Below are 20,706 nucleotides of genomic sequence, written 5' to 3' on the forward strand. Positions count from 1 at the left end.
TGCGGCACATCGCGACAGGGGAACGGGTTCAGAAAAGGAGCAAGGCTGTGACCGAACCCGACATCAAGAAGGGGCTCGCCGGCGTCGTCGTGGACTACACGGCGGTCTCGAAGGTCAACCCCGAGACCAACTCGCTGCTGTACCGCGGCTACCCGGTGCAGGAGCTCGCCGCGACGCAGCCGTTCGAGGCGGTCGCCTACCTGCTGTGGCACGGCGAGCTCCCCACCGAGGTGCAACTCGCGCAGGTGCGGGCGACCGAGCGCGAGAACCGCGCGCTCCAGGCCGACGTCAAGGCCGCGATCGACCTGCTTCCGCTCGACGCGCACCCGATGGACGAGGTCCGCACCGCGGTCAGCGCGATCGGCGCACGTGAGACCGCCGGGATCTCGAACGTCATGGATGCCGTGGGCACCACCGAGCAGAACCTCGAGCGCAGCATCCGGCTCTTCGGCGAGCTGCCCGCGATCGTAGCGTACGGGCAGCGGCGCCGGCGCGGACTTGAGCCCGTCGACGCCCGCGACGACCTCGACTACGCCGCGAACTTCCTGTGGATGACCTTCGGCGAGGAGCCCCACGAGGTGATCGTCGACGCGTTCAACCGCTCGATGATCCTGTACGCCGAGCACTCCTTCAACGCATCCACCTTCACGGCGCGCGTGGTCACCTCCACCCTCAGCGACCTGTATTCGGCCGTCGTCGCGGCGATCGGCGCCCTCAAGGGGCCGCTGCACGGCGGCGCGAACGAGGCGGTGCTGCACATCTTCGACGAGATCGGAGGGGCGGAGAACGTCGTGCCGTGGCTCGACGAGGCCCTCGCGAACAAGCGCAAGATCATGGGCTTCGGCCACCGCGTCTACAAGCGGGGCGACTCGCGCGTGCCCACCATGAAGACTGCCCTCGACGCCCTCATCGCGCACTACGACCGTCCCGATGTCGCCGCGCTCTACGACGCGCTGGAGTCGGAGTTCGTGAACCGCAAGGGCATCTACCCGAACCTCGACTACCCGTCGGGACCCGCCTACAACCTCATGGGCTTCGACACGCTGACCTTCACGCCTCTGTTCGTCGCCTCACGCGTGACCGGGTGGACGGCGCACATCATGGAGCAGCAGGCCTCGAACGCCCTCATCCGCCCGCTCTCGGCCTATAACGGCCCTGACGAGCGTCATATCGATGGCTACGTGCCCGACACCGCCACTCTCGAGGCGGCCGAGCGAGCGGAAGAAGCCGCGCTTTAGTTTCTTCCCGGCGCAAGGCCCGTCCTCGGAGCCCGCACAATCGTGTTGGGCTGGCTGCGGGGGTGCGCAAGTGGAGCCGCCCCGACGTCGGTTGGATGCAGATCCGCCCCGCGTCCACGAGCGCCTTCGCGCGGTCGGCCGCGGCGTCCAGCCCCTCGGCGGCGCGGATGTCGGTGCGGGCCATGATGAGGAAGTCCGGGTCGCGACGGGCATCGGCCGCGGCCCGGATGCGCTTGATCGCCGTGTTCTCGTCGACCACCGCCTTGCCGTCGAGGTGCCCCACCGCTTCGGGTTGATCTGATCCCCGATGTGCGTGCCGGCCAGGCCCGCGGCCGGCGACCTCCGTGAGGGTCGTCAGGCCGATGTCGGGCAGTCCCAGGTCGGCGCTGAGCACCGCACCCGGTATGTAGACGCCCTCGAAGCCCTCGCGCTCGATGAGCCGCGCCGAGAGCGGATTGAATGCGCCGGGGAAGCGCAGCAGCTCACCCGAGGCGAGCCGCAACGACTGTGTGCCTGAGGTGTCCGGTGAATCGCCTGGAGACGACCTCAAGAGACGACTGCGCCACATCTCCGTCGACGCCCTCGAACGGGCCGATGAGGAATGCCCCGGTTCGCCTCGTTCTGCCTGCCGTAGACCATCTCTTTCCTTCCTCGCGTTCGCCACGTCTGCCGGCGGGCGCACCGGGAGGGATACGCCGGGCATTGCGATAAGCCCTGCGATCAGGCCGCCGTCCTTCCGGGGCCGCCAGCTTCGCGAAGCGGCAAATGCGACGAAGCCTGCGTTCTTGCGTAGCAACACCATGCGTAGTAAGTTGCCTAAAAAGCAACTCGGTGCGTACCAGGCAACGAAGGTCATCCTCCTCCACCACCGGAATTTCCGTTCGAAACCCTCAACGCTCCACTCGTGCCCGCCAACGACGCCCTAGCGCGACCGACAGCGGGCGATTTCGCCGAGAGCGCTCACTGCAGCGACTTCTCCGCAGTGAAAGGACCACTGATGAAGACAACCGGAGCCCACCTCCTCGTGCGGATCCTTGAAGACGCTGGCGTCGAGTACGTCGCGGGGATCCCCGGCCACACCGTCGGGGATTTCGCCCTCGCGGTCGGAGGCAGCGAGAAGCTGAAGAGCATCCTCGTCCGCCATGAAGCAACGGCCACTTTCGCCGCCGATGTCTACTACCGGGTGAGTGGCAAGCTCATGTGTGCGTTCACGCACGCGTTCCCGGGAGCGGCCAATGGCCTCGTCGGTGTGTCGAACGCGTACGCGGACTACTCCTCGCTGTTCTACGTGAGCGGCAACACTGCCAGCGTCGGCATCGGTCGAGGGGGCTACCAGGAGCTGTCTCGACAGATCAACGATGACCTTCGCCAGATGATCCGCCCCGGCGTCAAGCGCCTATGGGAGCCGCGGACGGCGGGAGATGTCGCCTCGGACGCGCTGGCAGCACTGCGTGAGGCGACGTCCGGGCGTCCCGGCCCGGTCGCTCTCAATGTTTCGCAAGAGGTCTGGTCGCAAGAGATCGAGATCGCGTCGGTGCCGACCATCTCGCGCTTTGTGCCTGAGGCACGCACCCGGCCCGACGAAGACTCCATCGCCAGGGCTGTTGCGCTCCTTGCCACAGCCAGTCGCCCCGTCATCCTCGCTGGCAACGGCGTGAACCTCGGTCGCGCACGAGCGGAGCTCCGCGCCATCGCTGAGCTCCTCGATATCCCGGTCGCTACGACGGCCTCGGGCAAGAGCGCATTCCCCGAGAACCACCCGCTGTCGGTCGGTGTTGCCGGCTGGACGGGCTCCGCGGTCGCAAATGCAGCGACACGGTCCGCCGATGTCATCCTGGTCCTCGGGGCTCGTCTCGCCGAGACGACGACCAGTTCGTGGACTGACGGCGCGACGTTCGCCGCTCAGGGGACGAAGATCATCCAGGTCGACGCCGAACTCAGTGGAATCGCCAACGCGTATCCGGTGGAGGTCGCACTGTTGGGCGACATGCGCGGCGTACTGGAAGATCTGGCCGCAGCAGCACCCAAGCAGTCGCTTCAGAGAGAGGCGTGGCACGAGCACCTCGCCAAGGAGCGCGCCGATTGGAGCACCGTCGTCGAGGAGTCGCAGGACCCGGGAACGGTGGGCCAGATCGGCACCGGTGCGGTCGTAGCTGCGCTCCGTGCCACCTACGACGAGCCGATCAACCTCGTAAACGATTGCGGCAAGCACCACAAGTGGATCGTTCAGCAGTTCGAGGCCCGCGAGGATGACTATGTGATCAGCAGTATGGGTGGCGCCTCGATGGGGATCGGGCTGGCGGGCGCTATCGGTGCGGCGCTCGCGCGGCCCGACGTGCCGACGATCGCGTGGCTCGGGGACGGCGGAATGTCGATGTCTCTCGCCGCGCTCCCGACCGTGGCCGAATATCGACTGCCGATCGTCACGGTGGTCATCGATGACGCATCGTACGGCGTGGTGGTCAACACGCAGCTTGCACAGGTGGGATACACCGCGTTCGCGCTCTTCGACGGCAGCGGTACCAACCCGGACTACCGACTGGACTTCGCCGAGGTTGCCGAGAGCATCGGCATTCCAGCCCGCACGGTGACCGACCCGGCTGACCTGTCAGACGCATTCGCGTGGGCGAAGTCGCTTGGCGGTCCAGCGTTGATCAACATCCACTCGGCCCGCACTTCCGTGCATCCCTCAGGCGGCGGCGTTCTGCGTCCGCTCGACGACAACTCGCGACAGTTGCTATGGAACGAATGATGAGCGACATCGATCGTCAGGATGCCGACGTCATCGTCGTCGGCGCCGGCAACGCCGGCCTCCTCGCGGCAATCGCCGCGCGTGAGGCCGGCGCCGATGTGCTGCTGATCGAGGCGTCTTCGAAAGAGGAGCGGGGCGGCAACAGCCGCTTCGCGAGCGGTGTGTACCGGGTGGCGCACTCTGGAGAACGCGATATCCGAGCCCTGGTCGACGACGACGGTTCTATCGCCTGGGACCGCATAGAGATCGAGGAGTACCCCGCCGACCGCTTCCTTTCCGAGCTGCGACGATCCACGGCGGCCCAGATGGATGAGCAGCTCATGGGGATCGTCGTCGAGCGCTCGCTCGATACCGTCCGGTGGATGAGCGACCACGGAGTCCGATGGTCGCTCTCCATGTCGAAGTTCGGCGATACGGACGGACTCCCCGACACCCTGAAGGTCCGGATGCCGGCCGGCGGCGAGTTGATCGCCGCCGGCAACGGTGTCGGCCTCGTCGAGTCGTTGTTCACCACCGCGGAGTCGCTCGGTGTCCGCATCAGGTACGACAGCCCCGTCACTGGATTCGTCACCGCTGGACGAACGGTACGCGGTGTTGTCGTGCAGGGTGAGACCGAATCCGTACCGCTGACCGCCCGGGCCGTGGTTCTGGCTGCCGGCGGGTTCGAAGCAAGCGCTGAGGCGCGGCTCCGTTACCTTGGGCCGGGCTGGGATCTCGTCAAGGTGCGTGGCAGTCGGTACGACACCGGCGCCGTCCTCGAACTCGCGATCGCGCACGGCGCCCGATCGGCCGGCCATTGGAGCGGCGCACACGCCGTGCCGATCGACGCAGCGGCACCGCCCGTCGGCGATCTTTCAATTGGCGACTCGACGGCGCGCTACTCCTACCCGTACGGCATCACCGTCAACGTAGAGGGTCGGCGGTTTCTCGACGAGGGGAGCGACGAGATGGTCTTCACCTACGCCGAGATCGGGCGTCAGTTGCTGGGGCAGCCCCAGGTGACGGGCTACCAGATCTTTGACGGCCAGACGCTGGATCTGCTCGAGCCGCGGTACAAGACGGCAGTGCCTATCGTCGCCGACTCGATCGCTGACCTGGCTCAGAAGATGGGCGTGCCCACCGACGTGCTGATCGAGACCATTGATGGGTACAACGCATCCTGCGCCGATGGAGCGTTCGACCCCTTCTCGAAGGACGGCAAGTCGTCGCGGCCAGTAGGCCAGCCGCCGAAGTCCAACTGGGCGCTGCCGATCCACCGGCCACCGTTTCATGCCTACCGCGTCACATGCGGTATCACCTTCACCTTCGGCGGTGTCGCCGTCGACTCCGAGGCGCATGTGATCGGCGTCGGAGGGCGTCCGATTCCCGGCCTGCTTGCGGCGGGCGAGCTGACCGGTGGATTCTTCGCCTACAACGTGCCCTCCGGTACGGGCTTGAGCCGGGGGGCGGTTTTCGGGCGCATCGCCGGCGAGACGGCCGCGCGGATGGCGGCGGATAGGTGATGCCAGTCACCTCGTTGCCCGTCACGCTCGTGCGCGGGGGCACGAGCCGGGGGGTCTTCCTGCGCGCCGCCGACGTCCCCCCTCCCGGCGCCGAACGCGACAGGCGCATGATCGAGCTCATCGGCAGCCCCGGCTTCGGACAAATCGATGGGCTCGGCGGGGGCCTTCCCACAACGAGCAAGGTCGCCGTGGTGGGACCCGCCGTCGACGATCCAGACGCAGATGTGCACTTTCAAGTAGGAAACGTCGGGATAGACGACCCCGTCGTCGACTGGAGGGGCACCTGCGGGAACCTCACGGCCGCCGCGCCCGTCTTCGCCCTCCACGAAGGGTTCGTCCCCGTTCCCACCGCGGACTCGACCACCATCCGCTTACGGAACCTCTCGACCGGCGGTCTCATCCGTGCGCGTGTTCCGACCACACCGGGCCTCGTGACGGTAGACGGAACGGCTGAGATCAGCACTGAGTACCTCGCCCCGGCCGGTTCCGTGTTCTCCGACGCACTGCCGCTGGGGAGACCTCACGGAGTCATCGACTCCGAGGGCGTCAAGGTGCGGTACAGCCTCGTGGACGTCACACATCCCTACCTCCTGGTCGAAGCCGCCGCTTTCGTGGACGGGCCGGGTCCGTGGCGACCGGAACTGCTGGGCCGTCCGGCGCTGGCGACGAGGCTCGAGTCGCTGCGCGCGAACGTTGCTGTTCGTCTTGGACTCGTTCGCGACCCGGAGCGTGCCGCATCCGATTCAGCCGGCGTGCCGCGGCTCCTTCTTGTCGGTCCGGGAGCGACAGGCGGCGACCTGGACGTCTTGGCGGTGTCCATGGGCACAGCCATCCGTTCGATTCCGATGACGGCAGCGATGTGCCTCGCGGCCGCGCGCCTCATCCCCGGAACTCTCGCGGCCGAGTATGCGCCGCCGTCGAGCGGCACGGAGAGCGTCGTCGTCGGAGGACCTTCCGGCTTCGTCACTGCCTACGCCGGACGCGGGAGTGACGGGACCATCGAGTACACCTCGGTCACTCGCACAAGCCGGGTCCTCCTCACCGGCAACGCGATGCTGTCGGGCTGATATCTGGAGCGCGAAAAAGGCCCCCGGGGTTGCAGACAGCAACCCCGGGGGCCTCACGTGTTACCCGTCAGTGCTCGGCACCGGGGTCGATTCCTCGAGCAGTGACGCGGCGCTCATTGATCAGAAGGTAGCCGATGATCGAGACCACCGCAGCGAGGATGAGGAAATATGCCGGACTTGCCGCGTCGCCCGTCAGGCCGATCAGGGCCGTTCCGATGAACGGCGCCAGTCCTCCGAACAGCGCGACGGCGATGCCGAAGGCGATGGCATACGAGGTGCTGCGGGTACGCGTCGACAGCAAGTCGAAGATCACACTGTGGGTGACGGCGTTGATGACGCTGTAGGGCACCGTGAGCATCAGTGTCGCACCGATCGCCACGGCGAGCGAACCGCCGCTGTCACGGATCATCGAAAACGCGGGGAGCGCCAGTACGGCCATCGCGACCGCGGCACCGCATCCCAGCCAGCGCCGGTTCACTCGATCCGCAAGACGACCCCAGCCGATCGACAGCACGGCGAGTGCGGCCAGCCCGATGAGGGTGACCAGCATCCCTTCCGCCGGCGCGAAACCGATGGTGTTGACGAGGTATGCGGGCAACACGATGTAGACGCCGTAGTACCCCGTTGCGAGGATGGCGGCGATCAGGATGCACTTCGCCATCGACGCGCGCGTGTTCCGGCTCTTGACCGCGTCGCGGATGGGTGCCGCCGCCAGGGCGCCCGTGTCGGCGAGCGTCTGAAAGGCGGGAGTCTCGCCCACGCGGTAGCGAATGTAGAACCCGAGCGCCGCGAGCGGGAGCGCGAACAGGAACAACATACGCCATCCCCACGCTTGCATGAGGCTGGCGCCAAGCGTGAAAGTGAGGACGAACGCGAGTGAGGAGCCGACCATGTTTCCGAGCGTGGCCCCTGTCTGTACGAACGCGATCCTGCTGGCGCGGATTCGACGAGGCGCCCATTCACCGGCGAAGGTCACGGCGTTGGCGGTCTCACCGCCGAATACCGCTCCCTGAATAAGCCGACATGCGATCACCGCAATGGGAGCGGCGATGCCGATGATGGCTTCACCAGGGATCAGGCCAATGAGCACCGTCGACCCGCACATGATGACGATGCTCAGCAGCATGACGCGCTTGCGTCCGAATCGATCGCCGATGCTCCCCAGCACGATCCCGCCAAGCGGGCGGATCGCAAAAGGAATGGCGAATACGATCCAGGTCAGCAGCAGCGAGACCGTCGGATTGCCCGAGGAGAAGAACTCGGCCGCGAGGTAGGCCGCAACGATCCCGTAGATGCCGAACTCGTACGTTTCCATGAAGAAGCCCGCAGCGCCGGACAGCCAGGCTCGCCGGACCATCTTCGGGTCCACGTCAGGATTCTCAACGCTTTGTATCGCCGAGTCAGGCCCGGGCGGCACCACAGAGGGGGATGGGATGGGGGGGAGCCCGCTATTGGACATGTCTGACCTTTCTGCGTCCTTGCATATGAGCCGATGCGTTGCATTGAACGCATCGGCGTTGCAGTGGATGCTCCTCTACTGCTTGCCGGGTGTCAAGAGGGAGGTGAAACGTGACGAGCCGGCACGCGAACAGAATTGCACGATTATTGAGTACGGGTTGCGTGTGACGCAACCACGGGTTAGCGTCGCCTCAACACCACACCGCTCAGGCGGTGACACCTCGCCGACGGGAGAACACAACCATGAACGACGACAGCCGCAACGGAGCTCTGCGCAACGGGCTCGCCGTCCTGGAGATGTTCCGCGTCGACCGGCCCGTCATCACGGTGTCCGAGATCGGACGTCACCTCGACGTTCACAAGTCGAGTGCGTCGCGCATCGCGGCAACACTGGTGAGCACCGGCTATCTCGCTCGTGCCGCAGAGGGCCAAGGCTTTCGACTGTCCGGCAAGCTCGCTCGACTTGGCAGCCTCGCCGCCAACGATACCTACCTGACAGAACTGTCGACCCCCATCGTGCGCCGTCTCGTGGAGGAGGTAGGCGAAACCTGTCACGTCGGCGTCCTGGAGGGGCGCGAGGCTGTAACGGTCGTGCTCGTCGACGGCTCATACTCCTTCCGCTTGCACTCATTCGTCGGAAAGCGCAGCCCGGCGCACTGCACCGCCATGGGCAAGGTGCTCCTCGCCGGCCTCGCCCAAGATGAACTCGAGGAACTCTTCTACAGCGTGGAGGAGCCGCTGACGAAGCTCACGAACAACTCGATCGACACCAAAGCGGAACTCTTTGCTGCCCTGTCGCAGATCCGTCAGGACGGATTCGCCATCGATAACGAAGAGCTCGAGCGGGGGCTCGTGTGCGTGGCGGCGCCGATCTCCAACCACGAGGGCCGGACAGTGGCCAGTCTCACCATCGCGGGCGCCACGGCCCGCTTGCGCGACAGCCTCGACGCCGAGTACGCACCCCTGGTATGCGCGGCGGCCGACGAGATCAGTGTCGCACTGGGTTCTCCCCTGGCAGGCGCCCCAGGCGCCCTCCGGGACGTCGTTCCGGCGACATAAGAACGCGATGTCTAGTTGCACATTCTGAGACGGGTTGCCTATATTGAGTTAGAGGCGCCGTGAGGGCGTCGTATCTCACGGAGGCAAAGACGCAATGGACGACGCGACGGAGGCGCCGGCCACGACCGGCATCGTGGTGATCGGCGCCGGCGCGGCGGGGCTCAGCGCCGCAGTGACCGCCGCCCGGCTGGGCGCCCGCGTCGTGGTGCTGGAGGGTGCGGATCGCCCCCGCGCCGGCGGCAACACACGGTGGAGCGTGGGAGTCAGCCGAATCGCCCACGGTTCGCGCGCAGGCCTCGCGGAACTCATCGCGCCCGCGGCCCTGGACGGCGATCTCTTCGTCCCGCCGTACGACGCCACGCACTACATCGACGATCTGCACACCGCCGGGAAGGGCGCGACCGATCCAATGCTGGCGCGACGCGTCGCGGAGCGGTCGCTGCCGCTCGTGAAGTGGTGGAAGAAGCTGGGCGCGCGTTTCGAGGTTGCGCCCGCACGATTCGGCCGCCCGGACGGGTCCGTCTCCTCCGATCCGGGTTTGCCGTCGGGTGCGGGGCTCATGCTCACCGGCGGCGGCGCGGCGCTGATCGATCTGCTCGTGGATGTCGCGCTCGCGTCGGGGGTCGAGATCCGCTTCGGGCACCGCGTCGTCGATCTGCGCCGCGCATCCGATGGTGGGCCGGCGCTGACCGTGTCTACCGCGGACGGTGCCTACACGCTCACCCCCGACGCGGTCGTGCTTGCGTCGGGCGGCTTCGCCGGCAGCCCCGCGGCACGCGCGCGGTATCTCGGCCCGGATTGGGACATCGTGCGGGTACGCGGCAGCAGCGAGAACACGGGCGTGCTCATCGAGCGTGCGCTCGAACTCGGTGCGCAGGCGGCCGGGCACTGGAGCGGCATGCACGCGGTCGCGTCCGCACCCGAGGGTCCCTACATCCCGGACATGAACACCAGCGACGTGTTCGGTCGCTACGCCTACCCGTACGGCGTCACGGTCAATGCGCGGGGGGAGCGGTTCTTCGACGAGGGCGCCGGCCCGAAGAATCTCACGTATTCGACGATCGGCGCGCATATCCATCGCCAGCCCGACCATCTCGCCTTTCAAGTATTCGATCAGCGCGGCATCCCGCTGCTCGAACCCCGGTACGCGACGAGCAAGCCCGCTGTCGCGGACTCGATCGCGGGCCTGGCGCGAGCGATCGGAATCGTTGCTTCGCAGCTGGAACGGACGATTCGCGACTACAACGCGGCCTGCTCCACCGACGCTCCCTTCGACCCCTACGAACTCGATGGCGTCAAAGCCCTCCCCGACGGGCAGCCCGCCAAGTCCAACTGGGCGACGCCGATCGATTCCCCCCCGTTCGCTGCCTATCCGGTCGTGCCTGCGATGACGTTCATGTTCGCGGGTCTGAAAGTCGACGCCTCGGCTCGGGTCCTCGACACCGACGGCAAGCCTGTTCCGGGGCTCTGGGCATGCGGCGACACGGTCGGCGGACTCGCCGTGCATGCTCTTCCGGCCGGCACCGGGATGATCGCTGCGGGCGTCTTCGGCCGCATCGCCGGCGCCAACGCTGCGGAGGCGACGGCGTGAACGTCCGGGAGCAGTTCGACCTGACTGGTGCCGTGGCCCTCGTCACAGGCAGTTCCCTCGGCGGCCTCGGTTTTCACTCGGCCTCGGCCCTGCATGAACTGGGTGCCCGCCTCTGGCTCACCGACCACGAGTCGGCGGCGGCAGAACTGGAGGACGCCGCGGCCGCCTTGCGCACTCAGGGCGCCGAGGTGACCACGGTAATCGCCGACGCCACCTCACCCGCGGAGGTAGCGGATCTCGTGGATGCCGTCGCTCGAGACGCCGGACGCCTGGACGTGCTCGCCCACCATGCCGGTGTGAACCTGCGCAAGTCCCTTTGGGAGACGACGCCTGAGGAATGGGCCCGGGTTCTCACGGTGAACGTCACCGGCACGTGGCTCATGGCACGAGCGGCCTCCCGCGTCATGGCGGACTCCGGGGGCGGCCGGATCATCACTCTCGGCTCGATCTACAACAAGATCTCGGGACCCATCCCTGAGTCGGCGTACTACGCCTCCAAAGGCGCCATTGGCAATCTCACCCGCGGGCTCGCGATGGAGCTCGCGCCTCATGGCATCACGGTGAACTGCATCGCTCCGGGAACCTTCTACCCGACTCGCATGACGGCCGCGCTGAAAGACGATCCCGCACGCCTCGAGGCGATGGCCCGTCGCACGATGCTCGGTCGGCTGGGGAATCCCGAGACCGATCTCAAGGGTGCCATCGCCTTCCTCGCAACGCCGGCATCCCAATACGTCACCGGTCAGACACTCTACGTGGATGGCGGGTGGACGGCCTGGTGACGGTATCCACAACCCCTAGAAAAGGACTTCCGCATGACGCGCGCGCTCATTCTCATTGATCTTCAGGTCGGACTTTGCGACCCTTCAGGCACGGCCTCCGCTGGGCTGGCCGAGCGCGTCGCCTCCGGGCAGGTGCTCGAGCGCGCCGCGGAGCTGCTTGCGCACTTCCGCGCCACGAAGGAGCCCATCGTGCACGTGCGGCTCGGCTTCGCGGAGAACTTCTCGAACCGCACCAATCGCACGCCCCGATTCGATAGCCACGAGGCGGCCGGCCGCTTCCTCGAATCGAGCCGTGACTGCGAGTTCTGCGCCCCCGTCGCGCCCGCGCCGGGGGAGACGACGCTCACAAAGGGATCCGTGGGGGCATTCGCTTCAACGCCGCTGCTCGCCGTTCTCCGAGCTGGGAACATCGACGAGCTCGTGCTCGCGGGCGTAGCTACGCACCTAGCGATCGAATCCACCGCGCGTGAGGCCGCCGATAGGTCGTTCGCGGTGACGGTCGCAGCCGACGCCACCACCGGTCCGGACCCGCTGCACACCAACTCCCTCGACAACGTGCTGCCGGGCTTCGCCCACGTCACGACGGTCGCGGACATCATCGCGGAGGCCAGGTAGAAGTCGTGGTCGGCGGGGGTCCCCTCCGCCGACCACGACCGCTACCACGACCGCTACCACGACCGCTACCGCGACCAGCCCGCGGTCTCCAGTCGACGGAGGTCGTCGGCGTATCCCTCCGAGGGATCATGCTCGGGATCGAGGAGCTCATATACGGTCGGCTCGCTGTACCCGATACGCTCCAGCGCCGCATGTACATATGAGAAGTCGACCTCGCCGCGACCCGGCGAGGCGTGCATCCAGCGATCGCGGCGCGTATCGCTCACATGGACGAGGCCGAGGTGCTCCCGCACCGACTCGAGCCCCGCGGCGATGTCCTCACGGGCGAACAGGTTGGACACGTCGTAGAGCAGCTTTGCGTGAGGGGAGCCGATCGCAGCGACGACGGCAGCGAGCTCCGCGCTCGAGCGGACGAATCCGTATGGCACGCTCTCGACGGCGACGACGACACCCGCCCGGCCCGCGGCCTCAGCGAGATGGGAGTAGGACTCGACGAGGACCTCGACCGCGTCCGCCGTCGGAACGGGTGCGAGCCCGTGCACCCGGCCGGTCGATACGACGACGAAACGCGCGCCGAGGTCGGCAGCCAGATGGACCTCCTCCACCAGCAGTCGCCGCGTGAGGTCACGAAAGTCGCTGTGCATGGATACGGGGTTGAGATCGAGGCCGGTGGGATTGACCGACAGCGCACTCAAGCCGAGTTCGCGCAACCGCCGCCGCAGGCGACTCCGCTCGAACGCATCGAGGGCCGTCGCCTGCAGGTGCGGTCGAGAGGACGTCAGTTCGACGTGGGACAGTCCGTGTTCGGCGATAGTGGTGAGGGTGTCGTCGAGTGACAGCCGGTGCAGCCAGGTCACAGCAGCCCCGGCAATTGGCGACGCGGACATGGGACTCCTTCTCTACGGGTTGACTCAGGGATGCAGCAGCACCTTGGTAGCCTGCCGAGTTTCGACCAGCTCGCACGCGTGCTCCAGTTCGGTGAAGTCGACGACGTGACTGACCAGGCTCTCGAGTTCGGGAACAGCCGCAAGGCGTTGCGGAATCGTCTGCCAGGTGGACAGGTCGTAGCTGCGCGACCCCTGCAATGTCCGTTCGCCGAGCACCAGCCGACTGGAATCGAAGGTGGTCGTGTCGGGCGCAACTCCGACGCACACCATCCGGGCTCCCGGTCCGAGCAAGCTCACCCCGGCACTCACCGCGGCACCACGACCCGCTGCTTCGATGACGACGTCGAAGGTGTCGGCAAGAGCGGCCAGATCGTCGGGGTCGGAGACGGCGCGGGCAGCCCCCAACTCGATGCAGCGAGCAAGCTGAGCGCCGTCGTGGGGCGTGCCCACGACGGTCACATCCAGTCCGCGAAGCGCGGCGACCAACAACTGCCCCACCGTGCCGGGGCCGACTACGGCTACACGGTCCCGCGGGGCCGGTGCGGCCAGGTCGACGGCGTGTGCAGCTACCGCGAACGGCTCCGCCAACGCGCCGAGACGGTCGGACACGCTGTCCGGCAGGGCTACGAGGTTCTCAGCAGGGAGGATGAATTCTTCTGCCCATACCCCGGGAGCCTCGATACCGATCGTCCGTCGTTCGATGCAGAGCATGGAACGCCCTGCGAGGCACCACCGGCAACGCCGGCAGGTGAGATGGCCGCTGCCGACGACCCGATCTCCCGGGGAGATGTTGGTCACCTCATCGCCGACCTCCTGCACGCGCGCAACGAACTCGTGCCCGAGTACGACCGGATAAGAGATGTGATAGCCCTGGGCATCACCCAGCTGCGAGTGCAGCATCGCGAGATCCGTATGGCAGAGGCCACCGAAGATCAACTCCAGCCTGGCGTCCCGGGGTCCCAGTGCGGGGACTGCGACCCCTTCAAGCGAGCTGGTTCCCGGCGTCGGGTCGTTCTTGACAAGTGCACGCACGGTACGCATGGCAGTCATCTGCTCGAGTAGGAGTTGGCGCCGACCATCGTGATGCGGCTGATCAGACCCCCGTCCACGGGGAGGTCCGTACCGGTGACGTACGCGGAATCCGGTCCAGCGAGGTAGGCGATCGCACCGGCGATGTCTTCAGGCCGACCAAGGCGCCCCATCGGGATGGCGCCCTCCATGGCGATGCGGTTCTCAAGCACCGAGAACGTATCGACGTTGATGGGAGTGAGGGTTGCGCCGGGGCTGACGGAGTTTATGCGGATGCCTCTCGGGGCCAGCTCATTCGCCAGCATCCTCGTCATCGAGAGCACCGCCCCCTTGGAAGCGGTGTACGAGGGGTAGCCGTGTCCGCCGAGATGCGCCGACGACGACGCGATCTGCACGATAGAGCCTCCGCCGGCCTCGGTCATGGACGGGACGACGGCTCGAAGGAGATGGAAGGAGCCGACGACGTTGATCCTGAGCACCTGCTCGAATTCTTCCGTGGACGTCGTGAGCAGGCCCTTGCGGATGACGACCCCTGCCGCGTTCACCAGGACGCGCGGCGAACCGACCTCATTGATGACGCGCGTGACCGCTGCATCGACGGCCTCAGCATCCGTGACGTCGAGCTCGATGCCGACGGCGGTACCACCGGCGTCCTCGATCAGCGTCTGCGTGCGCTGGATGCCCTCGCGGTCGAGCAGAGCGACGGGCGCTCCCTCCTGCGCCAGGCGAAGGGCTGCTGCCTGACCGATGCCCGACGCGGCTCCGGTAATGATGGCCGTCAGGCCAGAAAGCTTGCTCACGTGGATCCGCTCCGATCAGTTCTGATAGCTCTGAATGTACTTTTCGCCGAAGGCGGCGATCTCGTCGCTCAACTTGTCGATGTCGAAGATATGAACGGGCACGGTGACGCGATCAACTCCGAGAGCCTCCAGGCGCCGCACGAGGTCGATATCGAGCTGGGAGGGATCCCGAGACCACCGAGTGGTCACTTCCAGCGCCTCTCGCGGTCGGCCGGCATCCATGGCGGTGTCACGTGCGAGGTTCACCAGCTGTGACAGGCGATCCAGGTCGCCGTAGCCGCCGGGGAAGAATCCGTCGCCGACTCGGCCGGCACGACGTGCCGCCAGCTCACTGAATCCGCCGAGGTGGATCGGGATGGAACCCTTGGCCGGCGTCGGCTGGCAGATGATGCCATCGAAGTTGATGGTATCGCTGTGATATGTGGCGGGCTCGCCCGTCCAGAGAGCGCGCAGGGCGGGAATCGCCTCGCGTAGACGTTTGCCGCGAGTCTCGAAGTCGGCCCCGACTGCTTGGAACTCTTCTCGGAGCCAGCCCGCGCCGATCCCGAGAATGAGACGCCCGCCCGAGAGGTGGTCGACGGTCGCTGTCTCTTTCGCGGTCACGACAACGTTGCGCTGCGGAAGCACGCAGATTGCGGTGCCGATCTTGACGCGTTCGGTGACGGCAGCCACCCAGGTGAGCCATGGAAACGGATCCGCGAGTGGATGATCAACGGGGAACGGGAACTGCCCGTCCGATGTCTCCGGATAGATGTGCTCATAGGTCGTAGGAATGATCGCGTGATCGGTTGACCAGAGGGAGTCGAATCCGGCCGCCTCTGCGGCGATCGCCATTTCGCGCGCCAGGGCAGGCGAGGACGTCCTGCCCATGTTGCCGTGCGTCAGCCCAAACTTCATTGTCTTGCTCCTAACGGGACCGAGGTACCCGAACCGCGAACCCGGCGTGTCTTCGGTCTGTGAGTGCGTGCTCGCAGTCCGTTCCCGGTGGGAGCACGCTTGACAGCCTACCTCGGGTAGGTGAGTATTACGCAACTAGGGCGCACTATATGCAACCGATACCCGCGTTTGACGGGTGGGGCGTCGCCCTGAGCCCCTGAGAAAAGGATCCACCGTGGACATGGAACACAGCAGCCCCACGCACGCCCGGGTCATCAACGGGCTGGCGCTCGTCGGCGTCGCGCCCTGGGTGACCGATGTGTTCAACGGCGTGGCAGTCATCGGCGCGGTGGCCGTAGCCGCCCAGCTGCGACGACGCCGCACAGGATCCCTGGAGGTCGGTGTCTGATGGGACTTCCACTTCGTTTCGGCTATAAGGCATCCGCCGAGCAGTTCCCACCTGCCGAGCTCCTCGAATATGGAGTGCTCGCCGAACGGAACGGCTTCGATTCCGTATTCGTCTCAGACCACTTGCAGCCGTGGAACCACACGGGTGGTCACGCGCCGTCGGCCATCCCGTGGCTCGGCGCACTCGGCGCCCGGACCGAACGGATCGTGATGGGTACCTCTGTGCTCACCCCGTCATTTCGGTACCACCCAGGTGTCGTGGCTCAAGCGTTCGGCACGCTCGGCTCGTTGTTCCCGGGTCGCGTCGTGCTGGGAGTCGGCTCGGGCGAAGCGCTGAACGAGGTCGCTCTGGGTTACACATGGCCGGATATGAAAGAGCGATTCGCTCGCCTCAAAGAGGCGATCGAGCTCATCGAGACGCTGTGGCGGGAGGAACGCGTCACCTTCGATGGCCAGTTCTTCCAGACCCGAGACGCGACGATCTATGACCGCCCGGATACCGCCGTGCCGATCTATATCGGAGCGTCTGGCCCGGCGGCTACCCGACTGGCCGGTCGAATCGCATCCGGATACATCACCACGTCGGGCAAAGCGCGCGAACTGTACACCGACACTCTCCTGCCCGCCCTCAGCGAAGGCATCGATAAAGGTGGGCGTGGCGACCACGACGTTGACACGCTCATAGAGATGAAGGTCTCCTTCGATGCCGACCGGCAGCGCGCGCTGCACGACACGCGGTACTGGGCGCCGCTGGCGTTGACGCCGGAAGAGAAGATGCGCGTCGAAGACCCGATTGAGATGCAACGGCTCGCTGAGGCACTTCCTATTGAAAGGGCAGCCTCCCGCTGGATCGTCTCGACCGATCCCGATGAGCACGTCGCCCGGATTCAGGAGTACATCGACCTCGGATTCCGTCATCTCGTCTTCCACGGGCCGGGAGCGGATCAGAAGCGGTTCATCGAAACGTATGGCGCCGAGATACTGCCGCGGCTTCGCCACCGACATGGCTGAGCTGTTGAGCGGGACCCATCTCGCTGGGTCAGGGTCTGCCTCGCTTGCTCTGTCCGGGGCGGACCCGTGACCGGTTTCCCCCATGGCTCCGTCGCGGGCTTTCATGCGGGGTGTCGCTCCCGCGGCGGATGTCAATGGTATGGCTCACCGCTATGGCTGACTTGTGCGGAAGCCGCTGTGGCCCGCGCGGGCCACTACCGGATCGCGGAGCTCGCGGAGCTCACACGCCTGCCCAGACGAACCGTTGCCGTCGACCAGATGCTCGCCGGCATCGGCTTCACTCACGGTACGCCGCGAGGTTACCGTCGCGGATGTCGCCGGGCAGAGATCTGCGTGAACGTCGGCACCTTCGATCCGACGTGCACAGAAGCGAATCGCGCGTACATGGCGGCCTTTCGCGAACGCCGCCGAGCCGGGGAGGGCCACGCGGCACCCCACGGCACGCGGGCCGGTTTCCTTGCCGGATGCCGTGACGAGGAATTCTGCCCTCGCAACGACTCCGGCGAGTCTTGCCTGTCCGTCGCTCGCCTGTATGCGCGAGATTGGAAGCGAGCAGTCCGGCACTCCGGTCCTGAGCCCGCGATGGCGCCGGAATTGATGGATGCCGTTCTTCGCCTGTACGTATCCGGCTATTCGCATCGGCAGATCGCTCGCGCTGGTGACATCGGCAAGTCCACGGTCGGAAGATACCTCCAACTCGCGCGCGCCGGCCAGTATTGCCCAATGCCGCATCAAATCATTGCCGGCTTCCGCCGCGCCGTCGCCTCTCTGAGCTGAGAGGCGACGGGGCGAGCGGGATCGGGGCGCCCGTCGTCTCGGGACGACGCTCACTCGTGCGGCATATTCGGGAGCGCGTCGTTCGCGACGGGCTGCCCGAGCGCATTCCTTGTGTGATGTGCCGGCTCACGAGCCGGTCCAAGGGGACGTCAGACCGGGGCGACGGTCCGCGCCAGGCGCATCCACGTCTCCACGACAGTGTCGGGATTCAGCGACATCGATGCGATACCGCGTTGGAGCAGCCACTCGGCGAGGTCGGGGTGGTCGGATGGACCCTGTCCGCAAATGCCGACATACTTGCCGCGACGGCGGCAAGCCTCGATCGCCATCTCGAGCATCGCCAAGACAGCGGGGTCCCGCTCATCGAAGGCGGAGGCGACGAGCGCCGAGTCACGATCAACCCCGAGCGTCAGCTGCGTCATGTCGTTCGAGCCGATCGAGAACCCATCGAAGTGCTCGAGGAACTGCTCGGCGAGCACCGCGTTCGAGGGCAGTTCGCACATCATGACGATTTTCAGGCCGTTGTCGCCGCGACGCAAACCGTTCTCGGCGAGGAGTTCGATGACGGACTCGGCCTCGCCGAGCGTGCGCACGAACGGCACCATCAGCTGCACGTTCGTCAGCCCGACCTCGTCGCGCACGCGGCGCATCGCCTCGCATTCCAGTTCGAAGCAGGCGCGGAACTCTTCGGAGATGTACCGCGACGCTCCGCGGTAGCCGAGCATCGGGTTCTCCTCCTCGGGCTCGAACAGGCTGCCGCCCACCAGGTTGGCGTACTCGTTGGACTTGAAGTCGCTGAGGCGCACGATGACGGGCTCAGGCGCGAACGCCGCGGCGATCATCGAGACACCCTCCGCCACCCGCTGCACGAAGTACTCGCGCGGCGAGGGATAGGCAGCGATGCGAGAGCGGATGCCATCGCTCAGCTCGCCCGGAAGCTCGTCCAATTCGAGAAGTGCCCGGGGGTGGATGCCCACCTGACGGCTGATGATGAACTCCAGGCGCGCGAGGCCCACGCCCCGGTGCGGGAGTCGGGAGAAGGAGAATGCCTGATCGGGTGTGGCCACGTTCATCATGATCTTGACGGGGAGCTCCGGCATCCGATCGAGCTCGGTTTCCTCGAGTTCGAAATCCAACGCGCCGGCATACACATGCCCCTCATCGCCGTCCGCGCACGAGACCGTGATGTGCTGGCCGTCGCTCAGCACGCGCGTCGCGTCGACTGTGCCGACGACCGCCGGGATGCCGAGCTCCCGGGCGATGATCGCGGCATGACAGGTGCGGCCGCCGCGATTCGTCACGATCGCCGAGGCGCGCTTCATGATCGGCTCCCAGTCGGGGTCGGTCATGTCCGCGACGAGTACCTCGCCGGGGACGAAGTCGTGCATCTGGTCGATCGAGGTCAGCACCCGCACCGGCCCCGAGCCGATGCGCTGGCCGATCGCGCGCCCTGCGACGAGCACGGGACCGCGCTCGCGCAGCACGTAGCGCAGCATGACGTTGGCGTTGTCGCGCGAGACGACCGTCTCCGGCCGGGCCTGAAGGACGTAGAGCCGACCGTCGATGCCGTCCTTACCCCACTCGATGTCCATGGGACGTCGGTAGTGCTGCTCGATGGCGACGGCGACCCGGCCGAGCTCCTCCACGTCTGCGTCGGTGATCGAGAAGCGCGCGCGGTCATCCGGGTCGACGTCGGCGAAGACGGTGCTCGCTCGCGCGCTGGGGGTCTGCGTGTAGCGCATCGCGATCGCCTTGTCGCCCACCGAGCGCTTGAGGATCGCAGGCCGGCCTTCCCGCAGTGCCGGCTTGTAGACGTAGAACTCGTCCGGATTGACGGCCCCCTGCACGACGGCCTCGCCGAGGCCGTAGGAGCTGGTGACGAACACGGCTTGGTCGAAGCCCGACTCGGTGTCGACGGTGAACATCACACCCGATGCGCCGATGTCGGAGCGAACCATCCGCTGCACGCCCGCCGAGAGGGCGACGTCGTGGTGATCGAACCCGTGATGGACGCGGTAGGCGATCGCGCGGTCGTTGTACAGCGACGCATACACGGAGCGGACGGCCTCCAGGATGTTCTCGATGCCACCGATGTTGAGGAAGGTCTCCTGCTGCCCGGCGAAGGATGCATCGGGCAGATCCTCCGCGGTGGCGCTGGATCTCACCGCCCAGGTGACGCCCTCCGGGTCGTCGTCGTTCGCGATGAGCTGCCGGTAGGCCATGCGGATGTCACGTTCGAGGTCGGCGGGGAAGGGCTGCTGCTCGATCCATTCGCGCACCTGGGTCCCGACACGGACGAGTTCGGCGACGTCGTCGGGGTCGAGCCGCTCGACCTCGGCGCGAATGCGCTCATCGAGACCGTTCGCCGCAAGGAAGCGGCGATACGCATCCGCGGTCGTCGCGAACCCGCCGGGCACGCGGACTCCAGCGGAGGAGAGATGCGCGATCATCTCTCCCAGTGATGCATTCTTGCCGCCGACGGAACCCAGGTCGGCCATGCCGATGTCTTCGAACCAGAGAATGTTGGACATCGTTCTCTCTTTCATGCATGTCTCTCGACCTTCGACACGGAGCTTCAGGGGCTGCTCGAAGCTCGCATACCGTGACTCGGCCGTGCTTCCTTTTCGCCTCTCCTGTATACAAGCTGACCCTAGAGTTCTCCGGGTGCGGCCGAAGCGCATGCGGGTCGAAAATTGTCCCGATCTTTCCGAGGAGCCCAGATCAGTCGATCCTCAAATCCCGTGCGGCCCATGATCACAGGGCAGACGCCTCGTGATGTTCGCGTCCGGGGAGGTTCACCGGACGGTACGGATCGCGTTGCCCCCTCAAAGCGAAATCATCCCGGACGGGTCGA

General features: G+C 66.4%; 17 protein-coding genes and 1 pseudogene. 11 read left to right on the plus strand and 7 right to left on the minus strand.

Translation table 11 applies throughout. The annotated features are described in order from the left end of the window. Positions 1 to 47 precede the first annotated feature (47 nt). A complete protein-coding gene (locus ACN9MP_RS01505) occupies positions 48 to 1,238 on the plus strand; it encodes a bifunctional 2-methylcitrate synthase/citrate synthase (protein ID WP_426323294.1) in 1,191 nt (396 codons plus the stop codon). Between the two features lie 76 nt (positions 1,239 to 1,314). Here the strand turns inward: ACN9MP_RS01505 and ACN9MP_RS01510 are convergent. Then, positions 1,315 to 1,788: pseudogene (locus ACN9MP_RS01510) on the minus strand (isocitrate lyase/phosphoenolpyruvate mutase family protein); the annotation flags it as partial. Between the two features lie 354 nt (positions 1,789 to 2,142). Here ACN9MP_RS01510 and ACN9MP_RS01515 point away from each other — a divergent pair. The 3 genes from ACN9MP_RS01515 to ACN9MP_RS01525 are packed head-to-tail and all read left to right on the plus strand — an operon-like array spanning position 2,143 to position 6,559. Next, positions 2,143 to 3,990 (plus strand): thiamine pyrophosphate-binding protein, encoded by a 1,848-nt coding sequence (locus tag ACN9MP_RS01515; RefSeq protein ID WP_426323295.1) that lies wholly within the window; start codon positions 2,143 to 2,145, stop codon positions 3,988 to 3,990. Then, the gene (gene tcuA, locus ACN9MP_RS01520) at positions 3,990 to 5,492 is read left to right on the plus strand and encodes an FAD-dependent tricarballylate dehydrogenase TcuA (RefSeq protein ID WP_426323296.1); all 1,503 of its coding nucleotides are present in this window, start codon (positions 3,990 to 3,992) and stop codon (positions 5,490 to 5,492) included. The genes ACN9MP_RS01515 and tcuA (ACN9MP_RS01520) overlap by 1 nt, the downstream gene beginning before the upstream one ends. Next, entirely contained in the window at positions 5,492 to 6,559 is a 1,068-nt protein-coding gene (locus ACN9MP_RS01525) for a PrpF domain-containing protein (RefSeq protein WP_426323297.1), read from the plus strand. Before tcuA (ACN9MP_RS01520) ends, ACN9MP_RS01525 begins: the two co-directional genes overlap by 1 nt. A 67-nt stretch (positions 6,560 to 6,626) precedes the next feature. Here ACN9MP_RS01525 and ACN9MP_RS01530 read toward each other — a convergent pair whose 3' ends face one another. Continuing rightward, positions 6,627 to 7,928 carry an MFS transporter gene (locus ACN9MP_RS01530; RefSeq protein ID WP_426323299.1) on the minus strand — a complete coding sequence of 434 codons (1,302 nt, stop codon included), beginning with the start codon at positions 7,926 to 7,928 and terminating at the stop codon, positions 6,627 to 6,629. 332 nt (positions 7,929 to 8,260) lie between these two features. Here ACN9MP_RS01530 and ACN9MP_RS01535 point away from each other — a divergent pair, with 332 nt between their 5' ends. From ACN9MP_RS01535 to ACN9MP_RS01550, 4 genes are all read left to right on the plus strand, one after another. Next, the gene (locus tag ACN9MP_RS01535) at positions 8,261 to 9,076 is read left to right on the plus strand and encodes an IclR family transcriptional regulator (protein WP_426323300.1); all 816 of its coding nucleotides are present in this window, start codon (positions 8,261 to 8,263) and stop codon (positions 9,074 to 9,076) included. A 94-nt stretch (positions 9,077 to 9,170) separates the two neighbouring features. Next, positions 9,171 to 10,667 carry an FAD-dependent tricarballylate dehydrogenase TcuA gene (gene tcuA, locus ACN9MP_RS01540; protein ID WP_426323302.1) on the plus strand — a complete coding sequence of 499 codons (1,497 nt, stop codon included), beginning with the start codon at positions 9,171 to 9,173 and terminating at the stop codon, positions 10,665 to 10,667. Beyond that, complete coding sequence (locus tag ACN9MP_RS01545) at positions 10,664 to 11,449, plus strand: SDR family NAD(P)-dependent oxidoreductase (protein WP_426323304.1); 786 nt, start codon at positions 10,664 to 10,666, stop codon at positions 11,447 to 11,449. The genes tcuA (ACN9MP_RS01540) and ACN9MP_RS01545 overlap by 4 nt, the downstream gene beginning before the upstream one ends. A 33-nt stretch (positions 11,450 to 11,482) precedes the next feature. Next, positions 11,483 to 12,064, plus strand: coding sequence for a cysteine hydrolase family protein (locus tag ACN9MP_RS01550; protein WP_426323306.1), 582 nt, complete (start codon positions 11,483 to 11,485; stop codon positions 12,062 to 12,064). A 65-nt stretch (positions 12,065 to 12,129) separates the two neighbouring features. On the opposite strand, the gene ACN9MP_RS01555 is transcribed toward ACN9MP_RS01550, so the two are convergent. From ACN9MP_RS01555 to ACN9MP_RS01570, 4 genes are read right to left on the minus strand one after another with little or no spacing between them, the layout of a single operon-like run. Beyond that, on the minus strand, positions 12,130 to 12,951 hold the full coding sequence (locus ACN9MP_RS01555) for a sugar phosphate isomerase/epimerase family protein (protein ID WP_426323308.1): 822 nt from the start codon (positions 12,949 to 12,951) through the stop codon (positions 12,130 to 12,132). 24 nt (positions 12,952 to 12,975) lie between these two features. Continuing rightward, positions 12,976 to 14,001 carry a zinc-dependent alcohol dehydrogenase gene (locus tag ACN9MP_RS01560; RefSeq protein WP_426323310.1) on the minus strand — a complete coding sequence of 342 codons (1,026 nt, stop codon included), beginning with the start codon at positions 13,999 to 14,001 and terminating at the stop codon, positions 12,976 to 12,978. Continuing rightward, on the minus strand, positions 13,998 to 14,780 hold the full coding sequence (locus ACN9MP_RS01565; protein WP_426323312.1) for an SDR family NAD(P)-dependent oxidoreductase: 783 nt from the start codon (positions 14,778 to 14,780) through the stop codon (positions 13,998 to 14,000). The genes ACN9MP_RS01560 and ACN9MP_RS01565 overlap by 4 nt, the downstream gene beginning before the upstream one ends. Before the next feature lie 15 nt (positions 14,781 to 14,795). Continuing rightward, entirely contained in the window at positions 14,796 to 15,677 is an 882-nt protein-coding gene (locus ACN9MP_RS01570; RefSeq protein WP_426323314.1) for an LLM class F420-dependent oxidoreductase, read from the minus strand. Positions 15,678 to 15,897: 220 nt separating this feature from the next. Here ACN9MP_RS01570 and ACN9MP_RS01575 point away from each other — a divergent pair, with 220 nt between their 5' ends. The 3 genes from ACN9MP_RS01575 to ACN9MP_RS01585 all read left to right on the plus strand — a co-directional run bounded on the left by ACN9MP_RS01575 (position 15,898) and on the right by ACN9MP_RS01585 (position 17,852). After that, a complete protein-coding gene (locus ACN9MP_RS01575; RefSeq protein ID WP_426323316.1) occupies positions 15,898 to 16,065 on the plus strand; it encodes a hypothetical protein in 168 nt (55 codons plus the stop codon). Continuing rightward, positions 16,065 to 17,075: a glucose-6-phosphate dehydrogenase (coenzyme-F420) gene (gene fgd / locus ACN9MP_RS01580; protein ID WP_426323317.1), complete on the plus strand. Its 1,011-nt coding sequence runs from the start codon at positions 16,065 to 16,067 to the stop codon at positions 17,073 to 17,075. Before ACN9MP_RS01575 ends, fgd begins: the two co-directional genes overlap by 1 nt. A 177-nt stretch (positions 17,076 to 17,252) precedes the next feature. After that, positions 17,253 to 17,852, plus strand: coding sequence for a helix-turn-helix domain-containing protein (locus ACN9MP_RS01585; protein ID WP_426323319.1), 600 nt, complete (start codon positions 17,253 to 17,255; stop codon positions 17,850 to 17,852). Between the two features lie 149 nt (positions 17,853 to 18,001). Here the strand turns inward: ACN9MP_RS01585 and ppsA are convergent, their stop codons facing one another. Next, positions 18,002 to 20,383 carry a phosphoenolpyruvate synthase gene (ppsA, locus tag ACN9MP_RS01590; protein WP_426326155.1) on the minus strand — a complete coding sequence of 794 codons (2,382 nt, stop codon included), beginning with the start codon at positions 20,381 to 20,383 and terminating at the stop codon, positions 18,002 to 18,004. Positions 20,384 to 20,706: the final 323 nt, after the last annotated feature.

This window comes from Microbacterium sp. E-13 (genome assembly GCF_049912955.1).
Lineage (GTDB): Bacteria > Actinomycetota > Actinomycetes > Actinomycetales > Microbacteriaceae > Microbacterium.